Here is a 20004-nt window from a genome sequence, read left to right on the forward strand (position 1 = left end):
GGGGCGCGCTCAGCCGTTGCGCAGCGAGCGGAAGATATCGCCGGTATGCACGCCGTAGTCGCCGGCGGCGCGATCGGCGAAGAAGAAGCGCAGGGTCTGGCTGACGGTCGGGAACGCGATTTCGTCCCACGGAATGTCGGCTTCGTCGAACAGTTTGACTTCGAGGCTTTCCTCGCCGGCCTCGTAAGCCGGATCGACGAGCCGCGCCAGGTAGAACAGGTGGACCTGATGCACGTGCGGCACGTTGAGCAGCGTGAACAGGTTCTGAATCTCGACACGCGCGCCGGCTTCCTCGAGCGTCTCGCGCGCGGCGGCCTCGGCCGTCGTCTCGCCCATTTCCATGAAGCCCGCCGGCAGCGTCCAAAACCCATAGCGCGGTTCGATCGCGCGGCGGCACAGCAGCACCTGATCGCCCCAGACCGGCACCGTGCCGACCACGTTACGCGGATTCTGGTAATGGATCGTGCCGCAGTGATCGCAAATGAAGCGCTCACGATTGTCGCCCGGTGGAATGCGCGCGATGACGTCGTGACCGCAGACGGAGCAGAATTTCATGTCGAGTGGAAGGGACGAGGTGAATGCGAGTGTATCACCGGGGCGGGGCATTCTCGAACGCGAGCGCATGGGCGCGGCGTGCCGCGCGAAGCGCAACCGCGATGCGCCGGATCGGGCGTGGAAAAACAAAAAGCCCGGCGTAGAGCCGGGCTTTTTGCATGAATCGGGACGTTGGTTGCGGGGGTAGGATTTGAACCTACGACCTTCGGGTTATGAGCCCGACGAGCTGCCAGACTGCTCCACCCCGCGTCCGTCGAAGAAGTGAATTATATGGAGTATCCCGAACGCATGCAAGCACTTTTTGACAATCGCGTTGCAGGCGCTCGTTGGCAGCTTGTGGGGCCGGTACGGCGGGCGCGTGCGCTAGAATCGAACGGTTTGCTCGTGTCGTTCATTCCTGCAGCGAAGCCGTGCGATTGCATCGGTGCCGTTGCAACGCTCACTACTGTTACTACTGCATCGACGGATTCATGGATATCGCTCACGATCTGCAATCGATCGGCGCGCAGGAACAGGCGCTCGTATTTCCCCATTTCGACCCGGCCCGCGCCTGGGCGCTCGGCAACCGGATGCATGCGCTCGCCACGGCGCGCGGTCACGCGATCGCGATCGACATCGTCACGTTCGGCCAGCCGCTGTTCTACGCGGCGCTCGCCGGCGCGACGCCCGACAACGCCGACTGGGTGCGCCGCAAGCGCAACGTCGTCGCGCATTTCCGCCGCAGTTCGTATGCGATCGGCCTGCGCATGCAGCAGGCCGGCGCGTCGCTCGCGGACAAGCACGGGCTGCCTATCTCCGACTATTCGCCGCATGGCGGTGCGTTTCCGCTGACCGTCGCGGGGGCCGGCGTGATCGGCTCGATCACCGCATCGGGGCTGCCGCAGCGCGCGGATCACGAGTTCGTCGTCGAAGCGCTGTGCGCCGAGCTCGGGCACGAGTACGCCGCGCTGGCGCTTTCGAGGAGCTGAGCGATGCAGCTTCCGGGTTACGCATGGCTCGCGATCGCGATCGTCGCGGAAGTGATCGGCACGTCCGCGCTGCGCGCGGCGGACGGCTTCACGCGCTTCTGGCCGTCGGCGCTCGTCGTGGTCGGTTACGGCATCGCGTTCTACTGTCTGTCGCTCACGCTGCGCACGATGCCGGTCGGCATCATCTATGCGGTGTGGTCGGGCGCCGGCATCGTGCTGATCACGCTTGTCGCGATGCTGCTCTATCGTCAGGTGCCGGACGTGCCGGCGGTGATCGGTCTCGGCCTGATCGTCGCGGGCGTCGTGGTGCTGAACCTGTTCTCGAAGATGCAGGCGCACTGAGCGTGCGCCCGCGATACGCCGGATGGCTCACATGACCGATTCCGCTTCCGTTTCCGATTCGGCTTCCGCCGAAGCCGCCCAGCCCGACGTGCGCGCGTATGTCGCGAACCGCATCGGCTATCTCGAACTGAACCGGCCGAAGGCGCTGAATGCGCTGTCGGTCGGGATGATCCGCCTGATGCAGCAGGCGCTCGATGCGTGGCGCGACGACGCCGACGTGGTGGCCGTCGTCGTGCACAGCCCGCATCCGCGCGCGTTCTGCGCGGGCGGCGACGTGCGCTTCTTCCACGACGCGTGGCAGCGCGGCGACCGCGATGCGATCGACATGTTCTTCATCGAGGAATACACGCTCAACCACACGATCTTCACCTATCCGAAACCGTACATCGCGCTGATGCACGGCGTCGTGATGGGCGGCGGCATGGGCATTTCGCAGGCCGCGCGGCATACGGGCGGGCTGCGCGTCGTCACCGATTCGACGAAGATGGCGATGCCCGAAACGCGCATCGGCCTGTTCCCGGACGTCGGGATGAGCTGGTTCCTCGCACGCACGCCGGGCGCGATCGGCCGCTACCTTGCCGTGACCGGCGCGTCGCTCGACGCGGCCGGCGCCCTGTATGCGCAGCTCGCCGACGTCTATCTGCCCGATGCCGCGCTGCCGGCGCTGCTCGATACGTTGCGCAGCACGCGCATCGACAGCGGCGCGCAGGCAGTCGCGTGCGTGGCCGACGCGGCTGCCGCGCACAAGGTCGTGCCGACGCCCGACACGTCGGCGCTGGCCGACGCGCGCGCCGGGATCGATCGGCATTTCGCGCAACCCGATATCGTCGCGATCCTCGCGTCGCTCGACGCCGAGCAGGATTGCGCGGCCGTCGACGGATGGGTCGAGAAGGCGACCCACGCGATGCGCAGCCAGTTGTCGCCGCTGTCGATGGCCGTGTCGCTCGAAGTCGTCGAACGGGCGCGTGGCGCGACGATGGCCGATTGCCTGCGGCGCGATCTCGACCTCACGCGCTCGACGTTCGCGCACGGCGACGTGATCGAAGGCGTGCGGGCGCTGATCGTCGACAAGGACCACCAGCCGGTCTGGCGCTTCAAGTCGGCCGCCGATATCGACCGGGCCGACGTGCTCGCGATGTTCGACAGCCCGTGGACGCCCGACACGCATCCGCTGCGCAACCTGAAGGACTGACGCGCGCGCTATCGACGTGAAAAGCAAAAAGGCCGCCTGCGCATGTGCAGGCGGCCTTTTCATTGGCGGATGCCGGTCGGGCTCGGCGGCGGTGGGCACGGGCCTCACCGCGAGACGTGCGTCAGTCGTCGCCGGCATCGTCCGACATGAACGCGCGCATGAACACGAGCGCGCCGAAGCCCCAGATCGCGTTCGCGGCGAACCCTGACGCGAGCACCGGCATCATGTTCCCCGACGGCCAGATTCCGCGCAGCGGATCGATCGCGAACACGCGGGCGGCCGTCAGCACGATGCCGCCGAACACCAGCGCGCCGATCCACGGCGCCTCGCGGTCCGGCGACACGCGCAGCAGCCACGCCATCGGGATGGCACAGCACGCGCTGATCAGCGCGTTCGCAACAAATTCAGGAATGCCGAGCGGTGCGAATGGTTGCGTGGAGAATCCGGCTGCGGCGATCAGGTCGGCCGTGTGCAGCAGCGCGAGCGTCGCTTCGCGAAAGAAGAGGGCGGCCAGGAAGCCGGACAGGAACGGCAGGATGACTTTCTGCATCGGTAAGTGCATTGCAGGCGCGGTTGGCCGGGGCCGTCCGCGCGAAGTTGTTCGGATTGGTGCGCCATTATAGGGCCCGGCCGCCGCGATATTCGCTGGAGCGTCGTGCTAATCACGAAAGCGGAAAACTTAAGCTCAAAAAAATCGTTCCAAAGCCCCGCACCGATCCATAGACTGATTTCCCAGAAACAGCCGTGCAATCGCGTACTCGCCCGCTGCACGGCCTGACCGGCGAGCCATCCCGATTCGAACGCACATCATGCATGCGTCGCTCATCCGCGACGCGAGCAGGGCCTCGTTTTATCCAGATTCCGGCAAGGACAGTCAAGCAGGAGCAGCAGATGAATGTTTTCTGGTTTATCCCCACGCACGGCGACAGCCGTTACCTCGGTACCGCCGAAGGCGCGCGCGCCGCGGATTACGATTACTTCAAGCAGATCGCCGTCGCGGCCGACACGCTCGGCTATGAAGGCGTGCTGCTGCCGACCGGCCGCTCCTGCGAGGATGCGTGGGTCGTCGCGTCGAGCCTGATTCCAGCGACGCAGCGCCTGAAGTTCCTGGTCGCCGTGCGCCCGGGCATCGCATCGCCCGGCCTCGCGGCGCGGATGGCCGCGACGTTCGACCGTCTGTCGGGCGGGCGCCTGCTGATCAACGTCGTGACGGGGGGCGACGCCGCCGAGCTCGAAGGCGACGGACTGTTCGCCGATCACGACACGCGCTACGAGATCACCGACGATTTCCTGCACATCTGGCGCGGGCTGCTCGCCGCATCGCACGACAACGGCGGGTTCGACTACATCGGCAAGCACCTTCAGTCGAAGGGCGGCAAGGCGCTTTATCCGCCCGTGCAGCGCCCGCATCCGCCGTTGTGGTTCGGCGGGTCGTCGCCGGCCGCGCACACGATCGCCGCGGATCACATCGACACCTACCTGACCTGGGGCGAGCCGCCCGAGGCCGTCGCGAAGAAGATCGCCGACATCCGCGCGCGCGCCGAATCGCGCGGCCGCAAGATCCGCTTCGGCATCCGCATGCACGTGATCGTGCGCGAGACCGGGGACGAAGCATGGCGCGATGCCGAGCGGCTCATCAGCCGTCTCGACGACGAGACGATCGCCCGCGCGCAGAAGGCATTCTCGAACATGGATTCGGAAGGCCAGCGCCGGATGGCCGCGCTGCACGGCGGCAAGCGTGGCGGCCGCGACGCGCTCGAGGTGTATCCGAACCTGTGGGCCGGTGTCGGGCTTGTCCGTGGCGGCGCCGGTACCGCGCTCGTCGGCAATCCCGAGCAGGTCGCGGAACGCATGCGCGAATACGCGGATCTCGGCATCGAAACGTTCATCCTGTCCGGCTATCCGCACCTCGAGGAGTCGTACCGTTTTGCCGAGCTCGTGTTCCCGCTGATCAAGGGCGAGGGCGCAAAGCGGCCGTCCGGCCCGCTGTCGGGCCCGTTCGGCGAGATCGTCGGCAACAACTACCTGCCCAAGGCGAGCCAGAGCTGAGCGAAGGAGGCCTGCAATGACAACGAAAACGTCGACGACGGGCGCCGTCGTGGCCGCACGCGCGTGGCGCGCAATCGCGCCGTGGCTCGTGCCGCTCGCGCTGCTGGTCGTGTGGGAGGTCGGCGCGCGCGTCGGCTGGCTGTCGACCCGCGTGCTGCCTGAGCCGGTGGCGGTCGTGCGCGCCGCATGGTCGCTCGTGACGTCGGGCGAAATGTGGGCGAATGTGAAGGTCAGTACCTGGCGCGCGCTGTTCGGTTTCGCGATCGGCGGCGGTGTCGGCCTGGCGCTGGGGCTTGCGACCGGCCTGTCGAAAGCGGCGGAGGTCGCGCTCGATTCGACGATCCAGATGATCCGCAACATCCCCGCGCTCGCGATGATTCCGCTCGTGATCCTGTGGTTCGGCATCGACGAGAAGGCGAAGCTGTTCCTCGTCGCGCTCGGCGTGTTCTTCCCTGTCTACATCAACACGTATCACGGGATCCGCTCGGTCGACGCAAACCTGATCGAGATGGCGAAGAGCTACGGCGTGCGTGGCTTCGCGCTGTACCGCGACGTGATCCTGCCCGGCGCGTTGCCGTCGATTCTCGTCGGCGTGCGCTTCGCGCTCGGGCTGATGTGGGTGATGCTGATCGTCGCGGAAACGATTTCCGCGCAGTCGGGCATCGGCTACATGACGATGAACGCGCGCGAATTCCTGCAAACCGATGTGGTGGTGGTCGGCATCCTGTTGTATGCGGTGCTCGGCAAGCTGGCCGACGTGCTGGCGAAATGGATCGAGCGCGTGACGCTGCGCTGGCACCCCGCTTATCAATCAGGAGCAAAGGCATGAATGCGACCACTTCGGCGGCCGCCTACGGCCCGCTCGCCGGCGCGGACCTCGAGGCCGAACTGGCGCAGGCGCGCGTGACGGACGCCGCCGCACGGGATGCGGCGATCGTCGATCGGGACGGCGGCGCATCCGTCGTTCCGCTCGCGCGGCGGCGCACCGGCAGCCCTGCGCCCGACGATGCGGTGACGCTGTCGGGCGTCAGCAAGCGCTTCGGCACGCGTACCGTGCTCGACAACGTCGAACTCGGCATCGCGCGCGGCAGCTTCGTCGCCATCGTCGGCCGTAGCGGCTGCGGGAAATCCACGCTGCTGCGCCTCGTCGCCGGGCTCGAGGTGCCGAGCAGCGGTGCGCTCGTGACGCGCGGCGAGGGCGGCGGCACGCTCGACACGCGGATCATGTACCAGGATGCGCGGTTGCTGCCGTGGAAGACCGTGCTGCAGAACGTGATGCTGGGCCTTGGGCGCGGCGCGCGCGATCGGGCCCGCGCGGTGCTCGACGAAGTCGGGCTGCTCGAGCGGGCGAACGACTGGCCCGCGCAGTTGTCGGGCGGCCAGCGGCAGCGCGTCGCGCTTGCCCGCGCGCTGGTGCACCGGCCGCAACTGCTGCTGCTCGACGAGCCGCTCGGCGCGCTCGACGCGCTGACCCGTATCGAGATGCATGCGCTGATCGAGCGGTTGTGGCGCGAACATCGGTTCACCGCGCTGCTCGTCACGCACGACGTGCAGGAAGCCGTCGCGCTGGGTGACCGCATCCTGCTGATCGAGCAGGGACGCGTCGCCCTCGATCAGCAGGTACCGCTCGATCGACCGCGTGCGCGCGCATCGGCCGCGTTCGCCGCGCTGGAGGACCGCGTGCTGCAACGCGTGCTCGCGGGCGGACCGGGTGGCGCCGATCAGGAGGCGGCGCTTGAAGTCGATCACGTACGACCGGTCGGGCAGATTCGCTGGGCCGTTTAAATCCGGGCGGCGCAGGCCGCCCGTTCTCAGACTTTTTTGTTCGGAGCGATCAACCCGATGAGCATCACTGCAATCAACGTGCGTAACCAGTTCAAGGGCAAGGTGAAGGAGATCATTCGCGGGCCGGTGGTGTCCGAGGTCGACGTCGAGACGCCGTTCGGCATCGTCACGTCGGTGATCACGACGCGTTCGGTCGACGAACTCGAGCTGAAGGTCGGCGCCGAAGTCGTCGCGCTCGTGAAGTCCACCGAAGTGTCGATCGCGCGCCTCTGAGCGCGGTTTGTATGCCGGCGCGGCGCGGGCGGTCTGACCGTGCGCGACGTACCGGCTTTCACGTCGCGCGTTTGCCTCGGTATTCGGCGTCCGGACGAAGTGCTAGGATGGAACGACACCGACGCCGGAGGCCAACGCATGACCCCCATCCTTTCTCCCGAAGCCATCGAGGCGCTGAAGTGGATCGACCAGTTCGGCGACACCCGGGCGGTCCCCGCCGCGTTCGACGATGTCGTCTATGCGTTGCTGAACGAAGGGCTGATCTACCAGGCGGCTGCCGACCGCGTCGATCTGACCGCCGACGGCAAATCAGTTTTGTCTAACGAATACGATTGAGCGCACGGCGCCGGCCGCCGAGGCGGCTTGGCGCTGCGTCGCCACGGAGCGAGCGATGGAACCGAGAGGCAGCGATCTCGGCGATTTCAGCGAGCCGTACCGCGGCTACGAGATCGAGGTGAAGACCGAGCAGGTGTGGGACGGCGAGCATGCGCACTACCGCGTGCTGCAAGGCGCGGCCGTGCGGATCGACTGGCGGCTCGTGAAGGTCGACGGGATACTGCTCACCGAACGGCGCGTGATCGAGCGCGTACTCGACGAGGCGCGGCGAGCCGTGGACGCCGAACTCGGCGAGGGCGGGCCGGTCTAGTCAACCTGCCGGGCTGGGCTGGGCTGGTCACGTTGCGGTAAAATGCCGGGTTGTTTCCCGCGCCGCTTGCTGCCCCGAATTCCATGTCCGCACCGTCCTCGCTTCCTCCCCGCCGCGTCTCAGTGGCGCCCATGCTCGACTGGACCGACCGTCATTGCCGGTCGTTCCATCGCACGCTGACGCGCGATACGTGGCTGTATACGGAAATGATCACCACGGGCGCGCTGCTGTTCGGCGACGCGCAGCGGCATCTCGCGTTCACGCCGAACGAATCGCCGGTCGCGCTGCAGTTGGGCGGCAGCGAACGGGACGATCTTGCGCGCGCCGCGAAACTCGGTGAGCAATGGGGCTACGACGAGATCAATCTGAATTGCGGCTGTCCGTCCGAGCGTGTGCAGCGGGGAGCGTTCGGCGCGTGCCTGATGAACGAGCCGCAGCTCGTCGCCGACTGCGTGAAGGCGATGCGCGATGCGGTCTCGGTGCCGGTCACGGTCAAGCACCGGATCGGCGTCGACGCGGTCGAGGATTATGCGTTCGTACGAGACTTCGTCGGCAAGGTGGCGGAAGCGGGCTGCGAGACGTTCGTCGTGCACGCGCGCAACGCGATCCTGAAGGGGCTGTCGCCGAAGGAGAACCGCGAGATCCCGCCGCTCAAGTACGACTATGCGTATCAACTGAAGCGCGATTTTCCATCGCTGGAGATCGTGATCAACGGCGGGATCAAGACGCTCGACGAAGTCGCGCAGCATCTCGAGCATGTCGACGGCGTGATGCTCGGCCGCGAGGCTTATCACAACCCGTATGTGCTCGCGGGCGTCGACGCGCGCTTCTATGGTTCGACCGCGGCGGTGCCGACGCGCGAAGAGGCCGAGGCGAAACTGATCGAATACTGCGCGGCGGAATTGAAGCGCGGCGCGTATCTCGGCGCGATTGTCCGGCACGCACTCGGGCTGTATCGCGGCGTCGCGGGTGCACGCGGCTGGCGTCGCGTGCTGTCGGACAACAAGAAGCTCGCGCGCGGCGATCTGGCCGTGTTCGACGAGGCGCGCACGCATCTGAACGACGCCATCGAAAATTTTGAAAAAAATGCTTTGCAAGACGGAAAAGTGTTCGTATAATCTTGTTCTTCGCTGCTGAACACGAACGAAACGAAACGGCGAAGAAACAAAGCAGTATCAGTGGTGGCTGTAGCTCAGTTGGTAGAGTCCAGGATTGTGATTCCTGTCGTCGTGGGTTCGAGTCCCATCAGCCACCCCAAAATTCTTGAACAAAACAGGCGCTTAGGCGCCTGTTTTGCTTTCCGCGGTATGAATTTCAGAATTCACGCCGTCGCGTCCGCTGATTCAATCTTCCATCGATCGTAATGCCGATACGTCGTTTCCGGATTCGCATGTGCCGCGAATTCGTGCACGTCGGCGTTTCGATTCCTGATCTTCGTCGTGATCGGCCATTTCCCGTCGCTGCGATGCGACGTTCTATTGAATGCTTCCTGGCGGGACAAAACGCGGATTGCGCCAAGCCTGCACGCCATCCACGATCAACTCCGGTATCCAGTTCTTGACCTGATAGAAAGCCGGCCTCTCCATTTCGATCAGCCAGCCGGCGGGCGCCAGAATGTCGTAGAGTCGCCCTTCGATGTGCTTCGAGTGAGTGCCGATCAGAACGTAGGCGACCTTCTCATTGAGGAGCGAGAGACACGATTCGATCAAGGCAGCCTCACCGCCCTGGATGTCGATATGCAAGAGATCGATGCGATCTCGATCGCCGATTGCCGATTGCCGACTCTAACGAGATCATCGGCAAGATGTCGTGACTGCCGTTTGCCACGGCCTCGTCTTGCTGCTCTTTGGTCGCGCCGAAAACCGGCTCAAGCCCCCAGCTGTGGCCGGCATGCTCCTGACGAGGGAAGAGGGCGCTTCCCGCGCTCGCGGCTGCAACGCCGCGATGCAGCGTATATTCGCGCTGCGCGAACCCGTTGCGGGCGAGTGCTTCTCGGGCGAATTCAAGATGGCCTTCGTCGCCCTCGATGCCTACGACATGCACCTTTCGGCCGGTACGTTTGGCGGCCATACCAGTGTTATTCATCCAGCAACCCCACCCGCAACCCAGCTCGATCATAGTGAATGTATCGGGGCGCGCCAATTCCACGGCGTGCAATGCGGAGGCCCATTCTGCAATATCGGCATGCCAGTTGGCCGGCAGCGGAAAATGATCCAGTTTGCCGCCCTGATCTGCAAGAAATGGCAGAATTTTCGGGTCCACCAGCACACCAAGCCAGTTCGTCTGGAATCCAGGCGTTGGCTTTCTGTCGTGTACTTCATGACGACGCATACATTCAAGCGCGTCAAAATTGGCGTAATAGGCAAAGAAGGGCGTGCCGCGAGTCGCCTCCACTTGATTTTCCAGATCGCGAATCCTCTGTTCGGCGACCAGAAGCGCTTCGGCCAGTGCGTTACGGTTATCGTGGAGCTTGCGAATTGGACCGATCGAGCGGCCAAGACTTTTCATCAAGGTCATTCCTTCCACTCCTGCGTCTCGTGCTAGGGCGACTGTTATCGTGGGATGCCGGCACGAGCACTTCTCGCCCGGCGGAAGTACGCAACAAGCTTTCAGTGGGATCAAGATGATGCGCCATAGCATAGCGATCGAAGGCTTCGGGCGCTAGTCGAGCCACCACGGATATTGGATGGCCAGCCTTCGGAAGTTGCCTCTAGCCGGTCCGGTGTGATGTGCGCGGTACTGCTGCGTCGATTCGAGTGGCGTTATTCCCCGGAGCGTTCGGCCCATTCGCTATTCGTTTCGGGTAATTCGCACGCAGCGTTTCGATACCGCGGCCGGTGCCGTTGCGTCATTCGAACGATGTCACCCAGGCAACGCTGCGTCATTTGCGAACTCGCCAAGCCAAACGATCGTCCTGGCACGCCCGTCACACGCAAATTGGCGGAATAAGCCAGTGACTTGGCGCAAGCCGCCAATGCTTAATATTCTTACATCGGTGTAATGTATCGATTCCTCGTGCCCTCGACTTTCCAGGGCCGTTCTGTCCTGGCGCCCCGGAAGGCGCCGGGGCATTTTTTTGCCAACTGCGGCGCCGTGCAACATCTAATGCATTTCGCGATGCAATCCGCCGTTGAAAACATCGCGACTGCTACACTTTTCCGGCCTCGATTACGCAACGGAAGCGACCCCAGCATGCCGGAACCCCGAACCATCACGCTGCGCAGTGCGACGTCACATGACGCAGCGCACATCGCGCGCTTGCACACGCTGAGCTGGCAGAACGCATATAGCCATATCCTGCCCGCGGCCTATCTGTCCGATGAGGTGCCGACGGAACACGCGACGCGGTGGCGACACTATTTCGACCGCAACGAAGCGGAATGGGGCCTCGTGCTGATCGCGGAATCGGATGGTGCGCCCATCGGTTTCGTGAGCGCCGAAAGATCGGTCGATCCGGCACTCGGCGTCCTGCTCGATTGCCTTCACGTCCTTCCCGCACATCACGGAAGCGGTATCGGCAAGCGCATGATCGAAGCCGTCCGCGCATGGACGCGAAATATCGGCGTGGACAAGGTTCATCTTTTGGTGCTCGAGGGCAACGTCCGCGCGATTGGCTTCTACGAGCACAACGGCTGGCGATTGGCGGCCGTCGAAACCAGCGTCATCGGCCGGACGGAAGTCGCCGACCGGATCTACGTGATCGAGGCCTGACGGCCTGTCGGCATCGCATCGAACGGCTACCCGCTGCACAACCCATTCCGCAATCGACCAAGCGTCCGTGCGTCACTCGCCGCAATACCGCACGAGCAGATCCGCCTCCGTCTCATGCACCTCGACCGGCAGGCTCTTCGCTCCCGCATACGCCAGATAGCGTGCGCGATGCTGACCGTTCCGGAACGACGCGACGCCGACTTTCGACAGGCCCGGGATGCCGAGCAGCGTCCGCGTTCTCATCTCGCGAAACGTGATGAAGGGCATATCGGGAATCCGCGGCTCGGCCGGGTCGAGGAATTCACGGATGCCGGCGGCCTTGCCGGGCGCCCAGTACTGAACCGCCGGCAGCACGTAGTCGGTCGTATCGCGATCGGCGCAGGCGAGCAGCTTCGTCAGGTCGACTGTCACGACGCGATGCCGCGAGTCGTCGGATGCGAATACCCGCTTGAGATGCGTATAGGCATAGGCGGCGTGTCCCGGAAGCTGGATGATCCAGACATCGACGCCGTCATGTTGTGCCCGAGCGAGTGTCATTGTTTCCTTGGGTGGCGAAGCGATTTTTGTGGCGGGACGGTAGCAGCGCGGTCGCGGCTGCGGAGCCGGCAGATACCAATCGCGAAACATGATTTCACGAAAATCCGAAAAGAAAAATCGCTGATTCAAGGAAAAATGGAATCATGCGGTTTTGGCCATGCACGCGACATGCCAGAGGCCGCAGCGCGATATAAGAAATCGCCCGCATAAATCAAAAATCCGCACTCGAAATCATGAACAGAAGAACGCTGCTGACTGCAGGCGTGATCGTCGCTGCCCGGCACGCCTGTGTGCATGGCTCGGGGCATTCCGGTTGAAAGGGTGAGTTGCCGCACAGATGGTTGCACGGGCCACGATCACAATCTGATCGGTTGACCGTTCTACCCCGGCCCGGTCAACCGTTTCCCCGCTCGCTCGTGCAGGAGCGGGGCTTTTTGCCCGCCCGGCGCGTGCAAGCCGCGTCGGCGAAACCGGACAGGCGTTCGGCAGGCGGCGTTTCGCGCCCCCGGCATCCGTTCGCCTGATCCGCATGAATCGCTTTTCTCGTGCCTGAGCGGTCGCTTGGGCCCATCGCCGGTTACGGCCGGCGATGCCTCGGTCCCGGCGGCGCGCGTTCGCGCCGCCGGGATGCTTTTTGTCCCGAACCCGTCAAGGCCCGGTCGCCCGCAACACGCGTGTCGGCCGGATCAGCCGGCCTGCTCGACGCTGGTTTCCCAGCCGTCGTATTCGCCGCCGAGCGAGCGTACCTCGCGATTGATCTCGAGCGTATGGTGCGTGATGTCGGCCAGCACCATCGTGCCTTCGTGCGCAAACCGCACGGCCGATTTGCCGTCCTCGGTCGGTGCGACCGATTCGACCAGATAGCCTTTCGACTCGGCCCAGTCGGCGAACTGGTGCGCGTCGCTGGGCTCCGGGAAGTAGGCCCAGTGCATCACGCGCCGGCTCATGTCGCTCACGTCGCCTTTCTGCCGCAGCGCATCGAGCAGACGCATGTCGCGCATCAGTTGCCAGTCGTCGTCGGTCGGGTAGAGCGTGCGCCAGTACGTTTCCTTGTCCGGGTCGTCCTGGTAGGCGTACTGAAGTGCGTAGGTCGTCTGTTCGGCCAGCGAGTCGACGATGCCGGCTGCGGTTTCTTCGTCGAACGGCACGTAGAACAGGAAATCCTGGTTGCCATCGACCGTGACGCGGCCGACCTGCACGCCGTTTTTCGCGGTCACGGCTGCGTCCAGCAGATCCTCGATCTTCGTGAGCTCGGCGAACTCGTCACCGCTCGGCAGGCCCTCGGGCGTCGGATGCGCAAGCGTGACGCGTACGCTGAGCAGCGACGTGCGCGGATCGCTTTCGGCGATTTCCGCAAAGCTCTGATTGAAGCTGATGAAAGCCTGATGGTCGCCCATTCTGGCAGGGAAGGTTCCCCAGGCGTCGGTCATGTGTTTCTCCCGTGCACGATTGTCTGTTGACGGTTGCAAAGCGTCCCAATGTATCATCGAAAATCTCGCTGGCCGACGCCGCGCCGATGATTGCTGGCCCGGCTGGCCCGGCTGGCCCGATGGCAGTCGAATTCGCCTGCTATCGCGCGATCGTCGGCTTCCAGCGTCAGGCGTTCGCCCGGCCGCAACCGTTTCGAAGGAGATTCCGATGTCGATGTTCGCTGTGAATGGTGTCCGAATCGACGTGCTCAGTGCGCGTGTGACGCACGTGCGCTGGGCGGCCGTCAACCCGACGGATTGGTCGTGGGCGGCGACGCCGAGCGAGGCGTCGGTGGAGGAAGTGGCACACGCGCTTGCGGCGGGCAACGACGTTCATGCCGTGTTTGACGAAGCTGACGGAACGGCGGTGGGGCCGAAACTGAAGCGCGTGCTGTATCGCGACGCGTCGGCAGGGATCGAACTCGACATCGATGCGACGAACGAGTCGCGCACGCTGCGTGATCTTCCGCAGATCTGAACGGCGATCGGCCCGTGTTCCCGCGAGCCGCCCACAAATAAATCACGCTACGGAACACGAAACCATGCCCAGATACGCCATTGCCCCGTTGGGAGCCGCACTTTGTCTGATGCTCGCGGCCTGTCAGACCGAATCCATACAGCCGTCGCCCGAGACCGCATCGGCCGCGGTTCCGGCGTCGTCGCCGGCGACGCCGATTCGCGGAATCGGCCTCGCGCCGCACCTCGCGGCGCAGAGTCACTGGGCGGTCGGTCAATGCACGTCCAACGGCACGGTCAATGTGTGCAATTGACGGGAGCGGCCGAAACGGTGAGCGAAGCAAGCGAAACGAACGATTCCGGCTGGCATGTCGATCCGGTTGCGGGAACGGTGATCGGCGCATTGCCGGTGGTCCTGCCGGTCGACGGCCGCAGTTTCAGACGCAAGGCGATCCTCTGCGCGGTGCTGGCCGGGTTGGCCGCGTGCGGGTACGCGGCCGACCGGACGCTCTGGCCGGTGGCGGCGCTGGCCGCGGTGCTGGCCCTCGCGAGCGGCGCCTTCTTCTTCGTGTCGCGCCGCAAGATGGCGCTGCATATCGACGAAACCGGCTTCAGGCTGGTCGGTTCCGTGCGTGAAAAGCCGGTGACGCGGTGGCGCGATGTGACCGAGTTCGGGATGATCAGCGTCGCAGGCAACCGTTACATCGGCTACCAGTTCTCGGCGCACTCGCCGCGCACCAAGGTGCCCGACGGCGTGATGCTGCCGATCAACCGGTTCGCCGACCTTCCGCTCGATGCGGTTGCCGCGCTGCTCGAAGCGTGCCGCCGGCAGTTCGGCATGCCGGATGATCCCGTCGGCCGAACGGACTGATTCCGTGCGTCGTGCGTGATCTGGCCGGCCTGTCGCGCGCGATAAAAAAATCCCGGCATGCGTGTCGATTTCCGTCGAGCCCGTCCGTCGTAGCGTTGGAGACGTGCGCATCGTGCGTCCGTCCCGATTTCCGATACGACAACCGACTGAAGGAGCGACACCCATGGCCACGTCCGTCAACCCGATCCCGGAAGGAATGCGCACGCTGACGCCGCATCTGATCTGCGCCGGCGCAGCCGCAGCCATCGATTTCTACAAGCGTGCGTTCAACGCGACCGAACGGTTTCGCCTGCCGACCCCTGACGGCCGGCTCGCGCACGCGTGCCTCGCAATCGGCGATTCGACGCTGATGCTCGTGGATGAAATGCCGGAGCATGGCGCACTCGGACCGAAGGCGCTGAAAGGCACGTCGGTCTGCCTGCACCTGTACGTGCGGGACACCGACGCGGCGATCGCGCAGGCCGTCGCGGCCGGCGCAACGGTCACGATGCCGGCCGCCGACATGTTCTGGGGCGATCGCTATGGGCAAGTGGAGGACCCGTTCGGCCATCGCTGGTCGATCGCGACCCATCAGCGCGATCTGACGCCCGAGCAGATCGCGGAAGCGATGGCGAGCGCGCCGCCGTGCGGAAGCTGAGCGAGTTGGGCTGAGCGCGGCTCGCGGTTGCGGTTCCGGTTCCGGTTGCAGCGGCGCGCGGTTCGTCTTCGCTCACGCGCCGGCGGCCTTGTTGCGCTGGTTGTCCTCGGACCTGTGACGATCGGCTGAGTCGAGCAGGGCGGCCACCGTATGATGCCGCGCAGGTTCGTAAGCGGCGTGACCGACACTGAACCGGATCGCGTAGCCGCGTGCGTCGGCTGCGTCGCGCAGCGCGAGCGTCTGCGTGACGCGCACGACCGGCTCGCCGACGTCGGCCGGATCGGCGGCGCTCAACAGCACGACGATCCCTCGCTGCCGAGCCGGGCGAGTTCGCCGGCGCAGCGTTCGCGCGGCCGCGTGCGCCGACGGGCAGGCCGTTCGGCGCAGCGAGCGGCCTGCCTGCGTGGAAGCGGATGCCCGGCTGGCCCGTGACGAGCGGGTTGTCGTGGAAACGATCGTCATTGCGCGCATCCTGGATCACCGTCGTGTCGTTCGCGAGCCGCGCATGCGCCATGCGCGGAGAACGATGCAGGCGCTTCACGCGTGCACGAGATGAATTCGTGTCGGGTGCCTCAAGCTGTTCGGTGCGATGCCGTAAACAGGGCGAGTCAATCGTTCATCTATCGCACCATGGTCCGAATTCTGTACGCGGGTTATCTCGCGCTGGCGCTGTACCTGCTTTATCCGATGGTCCAGAACACGCTGACCTTCAGCACGGACTGCGTACTGCGCGCGCTGCCGGGCGGCAATCGCGATCTGCCGAAGTTTTCGTCAAGCGATGCGCATGCGCGGGCGAGCCGGTGTGTCGCGACCGCGCAAGTCGCGGAGCGATCGCCCGACATTCACTGATTTCATCGATGCCGCTGATCGCGGCGCTGTCATGCACGGTGTGCCGGCCATTCGGCCAGGTTGATCGGCGCGTCGTGCGCACCGATCATTGACGACATCACGAAGCGAATGCATGCAACGACATGCGTCGGCCGTGCCGCACGCGAATCGCGATCGCGTGCGTGCGATGTGTCAGTAAGACGAGCGGTACGGCGCGCCCTGGTCGAAGCGGCTTTGCCAATGCGCGAGGTAGCGCGACGCGAGCTGCGGATTGTTCCAGACCACGACGACGTTTTCGGAATTGCGGCTGGCTGCCGAAGCGCTGTAGTTGAACGAGCCGGTCTCGACATGTTCGGCATCGATCACGAGGTACTTGTCGTGATGGATGGCATAGGCGTCGATCGTGCGCGTCGGAATGCCCGCGTTGACGAGCAGGTTCAGCGCCTGCTTGCTGCTCTTGGCGCGATTGCCCTTGTCGTCCACGACGACCGCGACATTCACGCCGCGCCGCTTCGCGGCGAGCAGCGCGCGCGTGACGGGTGGCGACGTGAACGAGTAGGCGGCCACGCGAATCGAGGTGCGCGCGGTGCCGATCGCCTTCAGCACGAGCGCCTCGGCGCCGCCATCGGGCGAGAACGCCGATTCGACGGCCTGCGTGGCGGGTGCTTCATGGGTCGGCGTCGGCAGCAACTGCGCGATGAAGTCGATTGCCTGTTGCAGCAGCGATTCATTGTGCGTCTTGCCGAAGGCGGCGAAGGGTGTGGCAAGCAGGGAAGCGGCGAGGCAGGTGGCGGCGAGGCGTTTGCGCGACAACATCTTGGACAGCGAATGATTTTGAGACAGCGGGCCGTGAGTGTAACGCAGACACGGCGGCGCGGTCACGCCCGGATGCGAATGGAAGCGATGGCGTGATGGCGTGACGGCCTGCAGCGGTCGATGGGGCGGTGCTCATCATTCCGTGGGGTTTCCGCAGCGGCCGGATGGTCGCGCTGGTTGACGGAGGTCGATTGATCAGCGCGTGCGTGCGCAGGTGGAACGACAAGGTCCCGAATGAAGAAATACACGTGCGCGCTGGTGCAGGTTCAATGCGCTATGCGATTGATTAGATGGGAACAGCCCATCGAGCGCGGCAACGCGAATTCTCGGTAGGCTGAAACGCATGCAACTCGCATCCGCATGAGGACGCGCTGCGATGCGCGTGGCACGCGCGCTGCATCAGGCATCAGGCATCAGGCATCACGGCATCACGGCATCACGGCATCACGGCATCACGGCTCGATCGGCCCGGTCGCCGCAGGTGTGACCCATCCGGGGCCGGGCTCCGGCTGCACGTCGTGCGCATCGAGCGGCTCGCCGCATGCCGAGCACACCGCGACTGCATGCATCAGCTGACCACAGGTGTGATGGCGCAATTGCAGGGGCGGCCCCTGGCCGTCGTCCTTCCAGCGGTCGCCCCATGTCATCAGCGCGAGCAGGGCCGGATAAAGATCGAGGCCTTTTTTGGTCAACCGGTATTCGAAGCGCGGCGGGCGTTCCTGATACGCGCGCTTGACCAGCACGCCTTCGTCGACGAGGCGCGCGAGCCGCTCGGCCAGCACGTGGCGCGTGAGGCCCAGTTGCGTCTGGAACGCATCGAAGCGGCGGCAACCGAGAAAGGCGTTGCGCAGGATCAGCATGGTCCAGCGATCGCCGAGCACGGCGAGCGTGCGCGCGACCGAACAGTTCAGCGTACCGATGTCATCCCATTTCATCGTCGAGTCTCACGCGGCGGTTCATCAAAGAAGTGGGTTCGATTATAGAACTTACCTTCGACTGCAATGGGCGTCGGCTCGTTGACAAGCCCGAGACGGTTGTCAATAATGGGTTCCAATTTAGAACTTACTCGCGCGGCGACGCGCCATCAACCCGGAGACAACCCGATGAATCCGCTTTCCCTGTCCGGTCTCGATCTGCTGCGTGCCGCGGCGGCCGGAGACGTGCCGCTCGCGTCGATTTCCGAAACGATCCCGATGCGTCCGCTGGGCGTCGAGTTCGGCTATGTGAAGTTTTCGGCGCGGGCGGACGGCCGGCACCTGAATCCGCTCGGCGGCGTCCATGGCGGGTTCGCCGCGACGGTGCTCGATTCGGTCACGGGCTGCGCGGTGCATTCGATGCTCGACGCGGGCGTCGGCTACGGCACGGTCGACCTGCATGTGAAGATGCTGCGTCCCGTGCCGCGCGACGTCGACCTGATCGCCGAAGGGCGCGTGATTCACCTGTCGCGTTCGCTCGGCGTCGCGGAAGGCACGCTGAAGACGCCGGACGACAAGATCGTCGCGCACGCATCGGCGACCTGCTTCATTCAGCGGCCGCAGTGACGCACCGGGCGGCGGCGTGCCACCTCGGCCGTCCGACGTCACCCGAACGACGCACACGCGGAGGCGGCCACAATCCGCATGAGCGAGGGCGGCGCACATGCCGAAGGCCGCCTGTAAGCACGCGGCTCGGCTGTCTGAAGCGTTCCGTTCAATGTGATAGCGTTTCTGCTTTCCACTGACGTGACAGGAACAGCATGGAATACCGCACACTCGGCGATTCGGGCATCGAGGTCAGCCTGATCGGTCTCGGCACGATGACGTGGGGCGAGCAGAATTCGGAGCGCGACGCCCACGAGCAGATCGATTACGCGCTCGGGCAGGGCGTCACGCTGATCGACGCTGCGGAGATGTACCCGGTGCCGCCGAAGCCCGAAACCCAGGGCCGCACGGAGCAGTACATCGGCACCTGGCTCGCGCAGCATCGTGCGCAACGCGACCGGATCGTGCTCGCGACGAAGATCGCGGGCCCGGCGCGGCAGCCGCACAATCCGCGCCACATTCGCGGCGAAGGCAACCAGTTTGACCGCAAGAACCTGACCGAGGCGCTCGACGGCAGCCTCAAGCGTCTGCAGACCGACTATGTCGACCTGTACCAGCTGCACTGGCCCGATCGCAGCACGACGACGTTCGGCCGCTCCGCGTATCCGTGGGTCGACGATGCGTATACGGTACCGATCGAGGAAACGCTGGGCGTGCTCGCGGAATTCGTGAAGGCCGGCAAGGTCCGCGCGATCGGCGTGTCGAACGAAACGCCGTGGGGCGTCGCGCAATTCCTGCGCGCGGCAGAGAAGCTCGGGCTGCCGCGCGTCGCGAGCATCCAGAATCCGTACAGCCTGCTGAACCGGACGTTCGAGAACGGCCTGTCCGAGTTCACGCATCGCGATGGCGTCGGCCTGCTCGCCTATTCGCCGCTCGCATTCGGCTGGCTGTCCGGCAAGTACGAGAACGGCGCGCGTCCGGCCGGCGCGCGCATCACGCTGTTCGAGCGTTTCCAGCGCTACAGCAAGCCTCACGCCGTCGAAGCGACGTCGCGCTATGTCGCGCTCGCGAAGCGCCACGGGCTGTCGCCCGCGCAGCTTGCGCTCGCGTTCGTCAACAGCCGGCCGTTCGTACGCAGCAACCTGGTCGGCGCGACGTCGCTCGACCAGCTGAAGGAGAACATCGGCAGCATCGACGTGAAGCTGTCCGACGAGATCGTGGCCGAGATCGACGCGCTGCACGAACTGCAGCCGAACCCGGCGCCGTAAACGGCGAGCGGCCCGCGCGGCAGGCTTGCCGCGATGGGCCGCGTCCGACGCGCATCGCTGCGCGGTCGTTTCCTTTGCGCG

27 protein-coding genes and 2 tRNA genes are annotated in these 20004 nt (G+C 65.0%); 19 read left to right on the plus strand and 10 right to left on the minus strand.

Annotation, left to right across the window (positions count from 1 at the left end; all coding sequences use genetic code 11):
* Positions 1 to 9: 9 nt before the first annotated feature.
* Positions 10 to 555 carry an NUDIX hydrolase gene (locus ACVK00_RS29065; protein ID WP_166721543.1) on the minus strand — a complete coding sequence of 182 codons (546 nt, stop codon included), beginning with the start codon at positions 553 to 555 and terminating at the stop codon, positions 10 to 12.
* A 172-nt stretch (positions 556 to 727) separates the two neighbouring features.
* Positions 728 to 804, minus strand: a tRNA-Met gene (locus tag ACVK00_RS29070).
* A 221-nt stretch (positions 805 to 1025) separates the two neighbouring features.
* Here ACVK00_RS29070 and ACVK00_RS29075 point away from each other — a divergent pair.
* The 3 genes from ACVK00_RS29075 to ACVK00_RS29085 are packed head-to-tail and all read left to right on the plus strand — an operon-like array spanning position 1026 to position 3057.
* Positions 1026 to 1523: a heme-degrading domain-containing protein gene (locus ACVK00_RS29075; RefSeq protein ID WP_284891607.1), complete on the plus strand. Its 498-nt coding sequence runs from the start codon at positions 1026 to 1028 to the stop codon at positions 1521 to 1523.
* 3 nt (positions 1524 to 1526) lie between these two features.
* Positions 1527 to 1865 carry a DMT family transporter gene (locus ACVK00_RS29080; RefSeq protein WP_284891606.1) on the plus strand — a complete coding sequence of 113 codons (339 nt, stop codon included), beginning with the start codon at positions 1527 to 1529 and terminating at the stop codon, positions 1863 to 1865.
* A 31-nt stretch (positions 1866 to 1896) separates the two neighbouring features.
* Complete coding sequence (locus tag ACVK00_RS29085) at positions 1897 to 3057, plus strand: enoyl-CoA hydratase/isomerase family protein (protein ID WP_284891605.1); 1161 nt, start codon at positions 1897 to 1899, stop codon at positions 3055 to 3057.
* Between the two features lie 121 nt (positions 3058 to 3178).
* On the opposite strand, the gene ACVK00_RS29090 is transcribed toward ACVK00_RS29085, so the two are convergent.
* Positions 3179 to 3607 carry a hypothetical protein gene (locus ACVK00_RS29090; RefSeq protein WP_284891604.1) on the minus strand — a complete coding sequence of 143 codons (429 nt, stop codon included), beginning with the start codon at positions 3605 to 3607 and terminating at the stop codon, positions 3179 to 3181.
* A 341-nt stretch (positions 3608 to 3948) separates the two neighbouring features.
* On the opposite strand from ACVK00_RS29090, the gene ssuD reads away from it, so the two are divergent.
* From ssuD to ACVK00_RS29130, 8 genes are all read left to right on the plus strand, one after another.
* Complete coding sequence (gene ssuD, locus ACVK00_RS29095; protein WP_284891603.1) at positions 3949 to 5106, plus strand: FMNH2-dependent alkanesulfonate monooxygenase; 1158 nt, start codon at positions 3949 to 3951, stop codon at positions 5104 to 5106.
* A 16-nt stretch (positions 5107 to 5122) separates the two neighbouring features.
* Positions 5123 to 5935 carry an aliphatic sulfonate ABC transporter permease SsuC gene (gene ssuC / locus ACVK00_RS29100; RefSeq protein ID WP_284891602.1) on the plus strand — a complete coding sequence of 271 codons (813 nt, stop codon included), beginning with the start codon at positions 5123 to 5125 and terminating at the stop codon, positions 5933 to 5935.
* Positions 5932 to 6891 carry an ATP-binding cassette domain-containing protein gene (locus ACVK00_RS29105; RefSeq protein ID WP_284891601.1) on the plus strand — a complete coding sequence of 320 codons (960 nt, stop codon included), beginning with the start codon at positions 5932 to 5934 and terminating at the stop codon, positions 6889 to 6891. The genes ssuC and ACVK00_RS29105 overlap by 4 nt, the downstream gene beginning before the upstream one ends.
* 57 nt (positions 6892 to 6948) lie before the next feature.
* Positions 6949 to 7164, plus strand: a complete 216-nt coding sequence (locus ACVK00_RS29110; RefSeq protein ID WP_006400187.1) for a TOBE domain-containing protein — start codon at positions 6949 to 6951, stop codon at positions 7162 to 7164.
* 138 nt (positions 7165 to 7302) lie between these two features.
* Entirely contained in the window at positions 7303 to 7500 is a 198-nt protein-coding gene (locus ACVK00_RS29115; RefSeq protein ID WP_006751018.1) for a hypothetical protein, read from the plus strand.
* A 55-nt stretch (positions 7501 to 7555) separates the two neighbouring features.
* Positions 7556 to 7810, plus strand: coding sequence for a hypothetical protein (locus ACVK00_RS29120; protein WP_124610691.1), 255 nt, complete (start codon positions 7556 to 7558; stop codon positions 7808 to 7810).
* Positions 7811 to 7941: 131 nt separating this feature from the next.
* Positions 7942 to 8928 (plus strand): tRNA dihydrouridine(20/20a) synthase DusA, encoded by a 987-nt coding sequence (gene dusA / locus ACVK00_RS29125; RefSeq protein ID WP_228907527.1) that lies wholly within the window; start codon positions 7942 to 7944, stop codon positions 8926 to 8928.
* A 63-nt stretch (positions 8929 to 8991) separates the two neighbouring features.
* Positions 8992 to 9067: transfer RNA gene (locus tag ACVK00_RS29130), tRNA-His, on the plus strand.
* Between the two features lie 218 nt (positions 9068 to 9285).
* Here ACVK00_RS29130 and ACVK00_RS29135 read toward each other — a convergent pair.
* On the minus strand, positions 9286 to 9552 hold the full coding sequence (locus tag ACVK00_RS29135; RefSeq protein WP_284891590.1) for a hypothetical protein: 267 nt from the start codon (positions 9550 to 9552) through the stop codon (positions 9286 to 9288).
* The gene (locus tag ACVK00_RS29140) at positions 9527 to 10327 is read right to left on the minus strand and encodes a class I SAM-dependent methyltransferase (protein WP_284891589.1); all 801 of its coding nucleotides are present in this window, start codon (positions 10325 to 10327) and stop codon (positions 9527 to 9529) included. Before ACVK00_RS29140 ends, ACVK00_RS29135 begins: the two co-directional genes overlap by 26 nt.
* Positions 10328 to 11002: 675 nt before the next feature.
* Here ACVK00_RS29140 and ACVK00_RS29145 point away from each other — a divergent pair.
* Positions 11003 to 11521: a GNAT family N-acetyltransferase gene (locus ACVK00_RS29145; RefSeq protein WP_284892796.1), complete on the plus strand. Its 519-nt coding sequence runs from the start codon at positions 11003 to 11005 to the stop codon at positions 11519 to 11521.
* A gap of 72 nt (positions 11522 to 11593) precedes the next feature.
* On the opposite strand, the gene ACVK00_RS29150 is transcribed toward ACVK00_RS29145, so the two are convergent.
* Positions 11594 to 12058 carry a plasmid fertility inhibition factor family protein gene (locus tag ACVK00_RS29150; RefSeq protein ID WP_228907530.1) on the minus strand — a complete coding sequence of 155 codons (465 nt, stop codon included), beginning with the start codon at positions 12056 to 12058 and terminating at the stop codon, positions 11594 to 11596.
* 686 nt (positions 12059 to 12744) lie between these two features.
* Complete coding sequence (locus tag ACVK00_RS29155; protein ID WP_166721552.1) at positions 12745 to 13488, minus strand: DUF695 domain-containing protein; 744 nt, start codon at positions 13486 to 13488, stop codon at positions 12745 to 12747.
* Between the two features lie 208 nt (positions 13489 to 13696).
* On the opposite strand from ACVK00_RS29155, the gene ACVK00_RS29160 reads away from it, so the two are divergent.
* The 4 genes from ACVK00_RS29160 (at position 13697) to ACVK00_RS29175 (ending at position 15491) form a co-directional block, all read left to right on the plus strand.
* On the plus strand, positions 13697 to 14005 hold the full coding sequence (locus ACVK00_RS29160) for a phosphatidylserine/phosphatidylglycerophosphate/cardiolipin synthase (protein WP_284891588.1): 309 nt from the start codon (positions 13697 to 13699) through the stop codon (positions 14003 to 14005).
* A 64-nt stretch (positions 14006 to 14069) separates the two neighbouring features.
* Positions 14070 to 14297, plus strand: a complete 228-nt coding sequence (locus ACVK00_RS29165) for a hypothetical protein (RefSeq protein WP_350227428.1) — start codon at positions 14070 to 14072, stop codon at positions 14295 to 14297.
* Positions 14261 to 14854 (plus strand): aspartyl-tRNA synthetase, encoded by a 594-nt coding sequence (locus ACVK00_RS29170; RefSeq protein WP_284892794.1) that lies wholly within the window; start codon positions 14261 to 14263, stop codon positions 14852 to 14854. The genes ACVK00_RS29165 and ACVK00_RS29170 overlap by 37 nt, the downstream gene beginning before the upstream one ends.
* A gap of 163 nt (positions 14855 to 15017) precedes the next feature.
* Positions 15018 to 15491: a VOC family protein gene (locus tag ACVK00_RS29175; RefSeq protein ID WP_228907532.1), complete on the plus strand. Its 474-nt coding sequence runs from the start codon at positions 15018 to 15020 to the stop codon at positions 15489 to 15491.
* Positions 15492 to 15563: 72 nt separating this feature from the next.
* Here ACVK00_RS29175 and ACVK00_RS29180 read toward each other — a convergent pair whose 3' ends face one another.
* Positions 15564 to 15791, minus strand: coding sequence for a hypothetical protein (locus ACVK00_RS29180; protein ID WP_284891587.1), 228 nt, complete (start codon positions 15789 to 15791; stop codon positions 15564 to 15566).
* Positions 15792 to 16121: 330 nt separating this feature from the next.
* On the opposite strand from ACVK00_RS29180, the gene ACVK00_RS29185 reads away from it, so the two are divergent.
* Positions 16122 to 16340 (plus strand): hypothetical protein, encoded by a 219-nt coding sequence (locus ACVK00_RS29185; RefSeq protein ID WP_228907533.1) that lies wholly within the window; start codon positions 16122 to 16124, stop codon positions 16338 to 16340.
* A 171-nt stretch (positions 16341 to 16511) separates the two neighbouring features.
* Here the strand turns inward: ACVK00_RS29185 and ACVK00_RS29190 are convergent, their stop codons facing one another.
* Both ACVK00_RS29190 and ACVK00_RS29195 read right to left on the minus strand, forming a co-directional pair.
* On the minus strand, positions 16512 to 17135 hold the full coding sequence (locus tag ACVK00_RS29190; protein ID WP_350227427.1) for a phospholipase D family nuclease: 624 nt from the start codon (positions 17133 to 17135) through the stop codon (positions 16512 to 16514).
* Between the two features lie 452 nt (positions 17136 to 17587).
* Complete coding sequence (locus ACVK00_RS29195; protein ID WP_228907535.1) at positions 17588 to 18070, minus strand: winged helix-turn-helix transcriptional regulator; 483 nt, start codon at positions 18068 to 18070, stop codon at positions 17588 to 17590.
* 168 nt (positions 18071 to 18238) lie between these two features.
* On the opposite strand from ACVK00_RS29195, the gene ACVK00_RS29200 reads away from it, so the two are divergent.
* Together ACVK00_RS29200 and ACVK00_RS29205 are read left to right on the plus strand one after the other, a co-directional pair.
* Positions 18239 to 18676, plus strand: a complete 438-nt coding sequence (locus ACVK00_RS29200) for a PaaI family thioesterase (RefSeq protein WP_006751003.1) — start codon at positions 18239 to 18241, stop codon at positions 18674 to 18676.
* 194 nt (positions 18677 to 18870) lie between these two features.
* The gene (locus ACVK00_RS29205) at positions 18871 to 19923 is read left to right on the plus strand and encodes an NADP(H)-dependent aldo-keto reductase (protein WP_284891586.1); all 1053 of its coding nucleotides are present in this window, start codon (positions 18871 to 18873) and stop codon (positions 19921 to 19923) included.
* The last annotated feature ends 81 nt before the right edge of the window (positions 19924 to 20004 follow it).

The organism is Burkholderia sp. PvR073 (assembly GCF_054055695.1).

Coding starts and splice junctions, on each gene's coding strand:
- ACVK00_RS29065 (WP_166721543.1), bottom strand. CDS start 555: ATGAAATTCTGCTCCGTCTGCGGTCACGACGTCATCGCGCGCATTCCA.
- ACVK00_RS29075 (WP_284891607.1), top strand. CDS start 1,026: ATGGATATCGCTCACGATCTGCAATCGATCGGCGCGCAGGAACAGGCG.
- ACVK00_RS29080 (WP_284891606.1), top strand. CDS start 1,527: ATGCAGCTTCCGGGTTACGCATGGCTCGCGATCGCGATCGTCGCGGAA.
- ACVK00_RS29085 (WP_284891605.1), top strand. CDS start 1,897: ATGACCGATTCCGCTTCCGTTTCCGATTCGGCTTCCGCCGAAGCCGCC.
- ACVK00_RS29090 (WP_284891604.1), bottom strand. CDS start 3,607: ATGCAGAAAGTCATCCTGCCGTTCCTGTCCGGCTTCCTGGCCGCCCTC.
- ssuD (WP_284891603.1), top strand. CDS start 3,949: ATGAATGTTTTCTGGTTTATCCCCACGCACGGCGACAGCCGTTACCTC.
- ssuC (WP_284891602.1), top strand. CDS start 5,123: ATGACAACGAAAACGTCGACGACGGGCGCCGTCGTGGCCGCACGCGCG.
- ACVK00_RS29105 (WP_284891601.1), top strand. CDS start 5,932: ATGAATGCGACCACTTCGGCGGCCGCCTACGGCCCGCTCGCCGGCGCG.
- ACVK00_RS29110 (WP_006400187.1), top strand. CDS start 6,949: ATGAGCATCACTGCAATCAACGTGCGTAACCAGTTCAAGGGCAAGGTG.
- ACVK00_RS29115 (WP_006751018.1), top strand. CDS start 7,303: ATGACCCCCATCCTTTCTCCCGAAGCCATCGAGGCGCTGAAGTGGATC.
- ACVK00_RS29120 (WP_124610691.1), top strand. CDS start 7,556: ATGGAACCGAGAGGCAGCGATCTCGGCGATTTCAGCGAGCCGTACCGC.
- dusA (WP_228907527.1), top strand. CDS start 7,942: ATGCTCGACTGGACCGACCGTCATTGCCGGTCGTTCCATCGCACGCTG.
- ACVK00_RS29140 (WP_284891589.1), bottom strand. CDS start 10,327: ATGACCTTGATGAAAAGTCTTGGCCGCTCGATCGGTCCAATTCGCAAG.
- ACVK00_RS29145 (WP_284892796.1), top strand. CDS start 11,003: ATGCCGGAACCCCGAACCATCACGCTGCGCAGTGCGACGTCACATGAC.
- ACVK00_RS29150 (WP_228907530.1), bottom strand. CDS start 12,058: ATGACACTCGCTCGGGCACAACATGACGGCGTCGATGTCTGGATCATC.
- ACVK00_RS29155 (WP_166721552.1), bottom strand. CDS start 13,488: ATGACCGACGCCTGGGGAACCTTCCCTGCCAGAATGGGCGACCATCAG.
- ACVK00_RS29160 (WP_284891588.1), top strand. CDS start 13,697: ATGTCGATGTTCGCTGTGAATGGTGTCCGAATCGACGTGCTCAGTGCG.
- ACVK00_RS29165 (WP_350227428.1), top strand. CDS start 14,070: ATGCCCAGATACGCCATTGCCCCGTTGGGAGCCGCACTTTGTCTGATG.
- ACVK00_RS29170 (WP_284892794.1), top strand. CDS start 14,261: ATGCACGTCCAACGGCACGGTCAATGTGTGCAATTGACGGGAGCGGCC.
- ACVK00_RS29175 (WP_228907532.1), top strand. CDS start 15,018: ATGGCCACGTCCGTCAACCCGATCCCGGAAGGAATGCGCACGCTGACG.
- ACVK00_RS29185 (WP_228907533.1), top strand. CDS start 16,122: ATGGTCCGAATTCTGTACGCGGGTTATCTCGCGCTGGCGCTGTACCTG.
- ACVK00_RS29190 (WP_350227427.1), bottom strand. CDS start 17,135: ATGTTGTCGCGCAAACGCCTCGCCGCCACCTGCCTCGCCGCTTCCCTG.
- ACVK00_RS29195 (WP_228907535.1), bottom strand. CDS start 18,070: ATGAAATGGGATGACATCGGTACGCTGAACTGTTCGGTCGCGCGCACG.
- ACVK00_RS29200 (WP_006751003.1), top strand. CDS start 18,239: ATGAATCCGCTTTCCCTGTCCGGTCTCGATCTGCTGCGTGCCGCGGCG.
- ACVK00_RS29205 (WP_284891586.1), top strand. CDS start 18,871: ATGGAATACCGCACACTCGGCGATTCGGGCATCGAGGTCAGCCTGATC.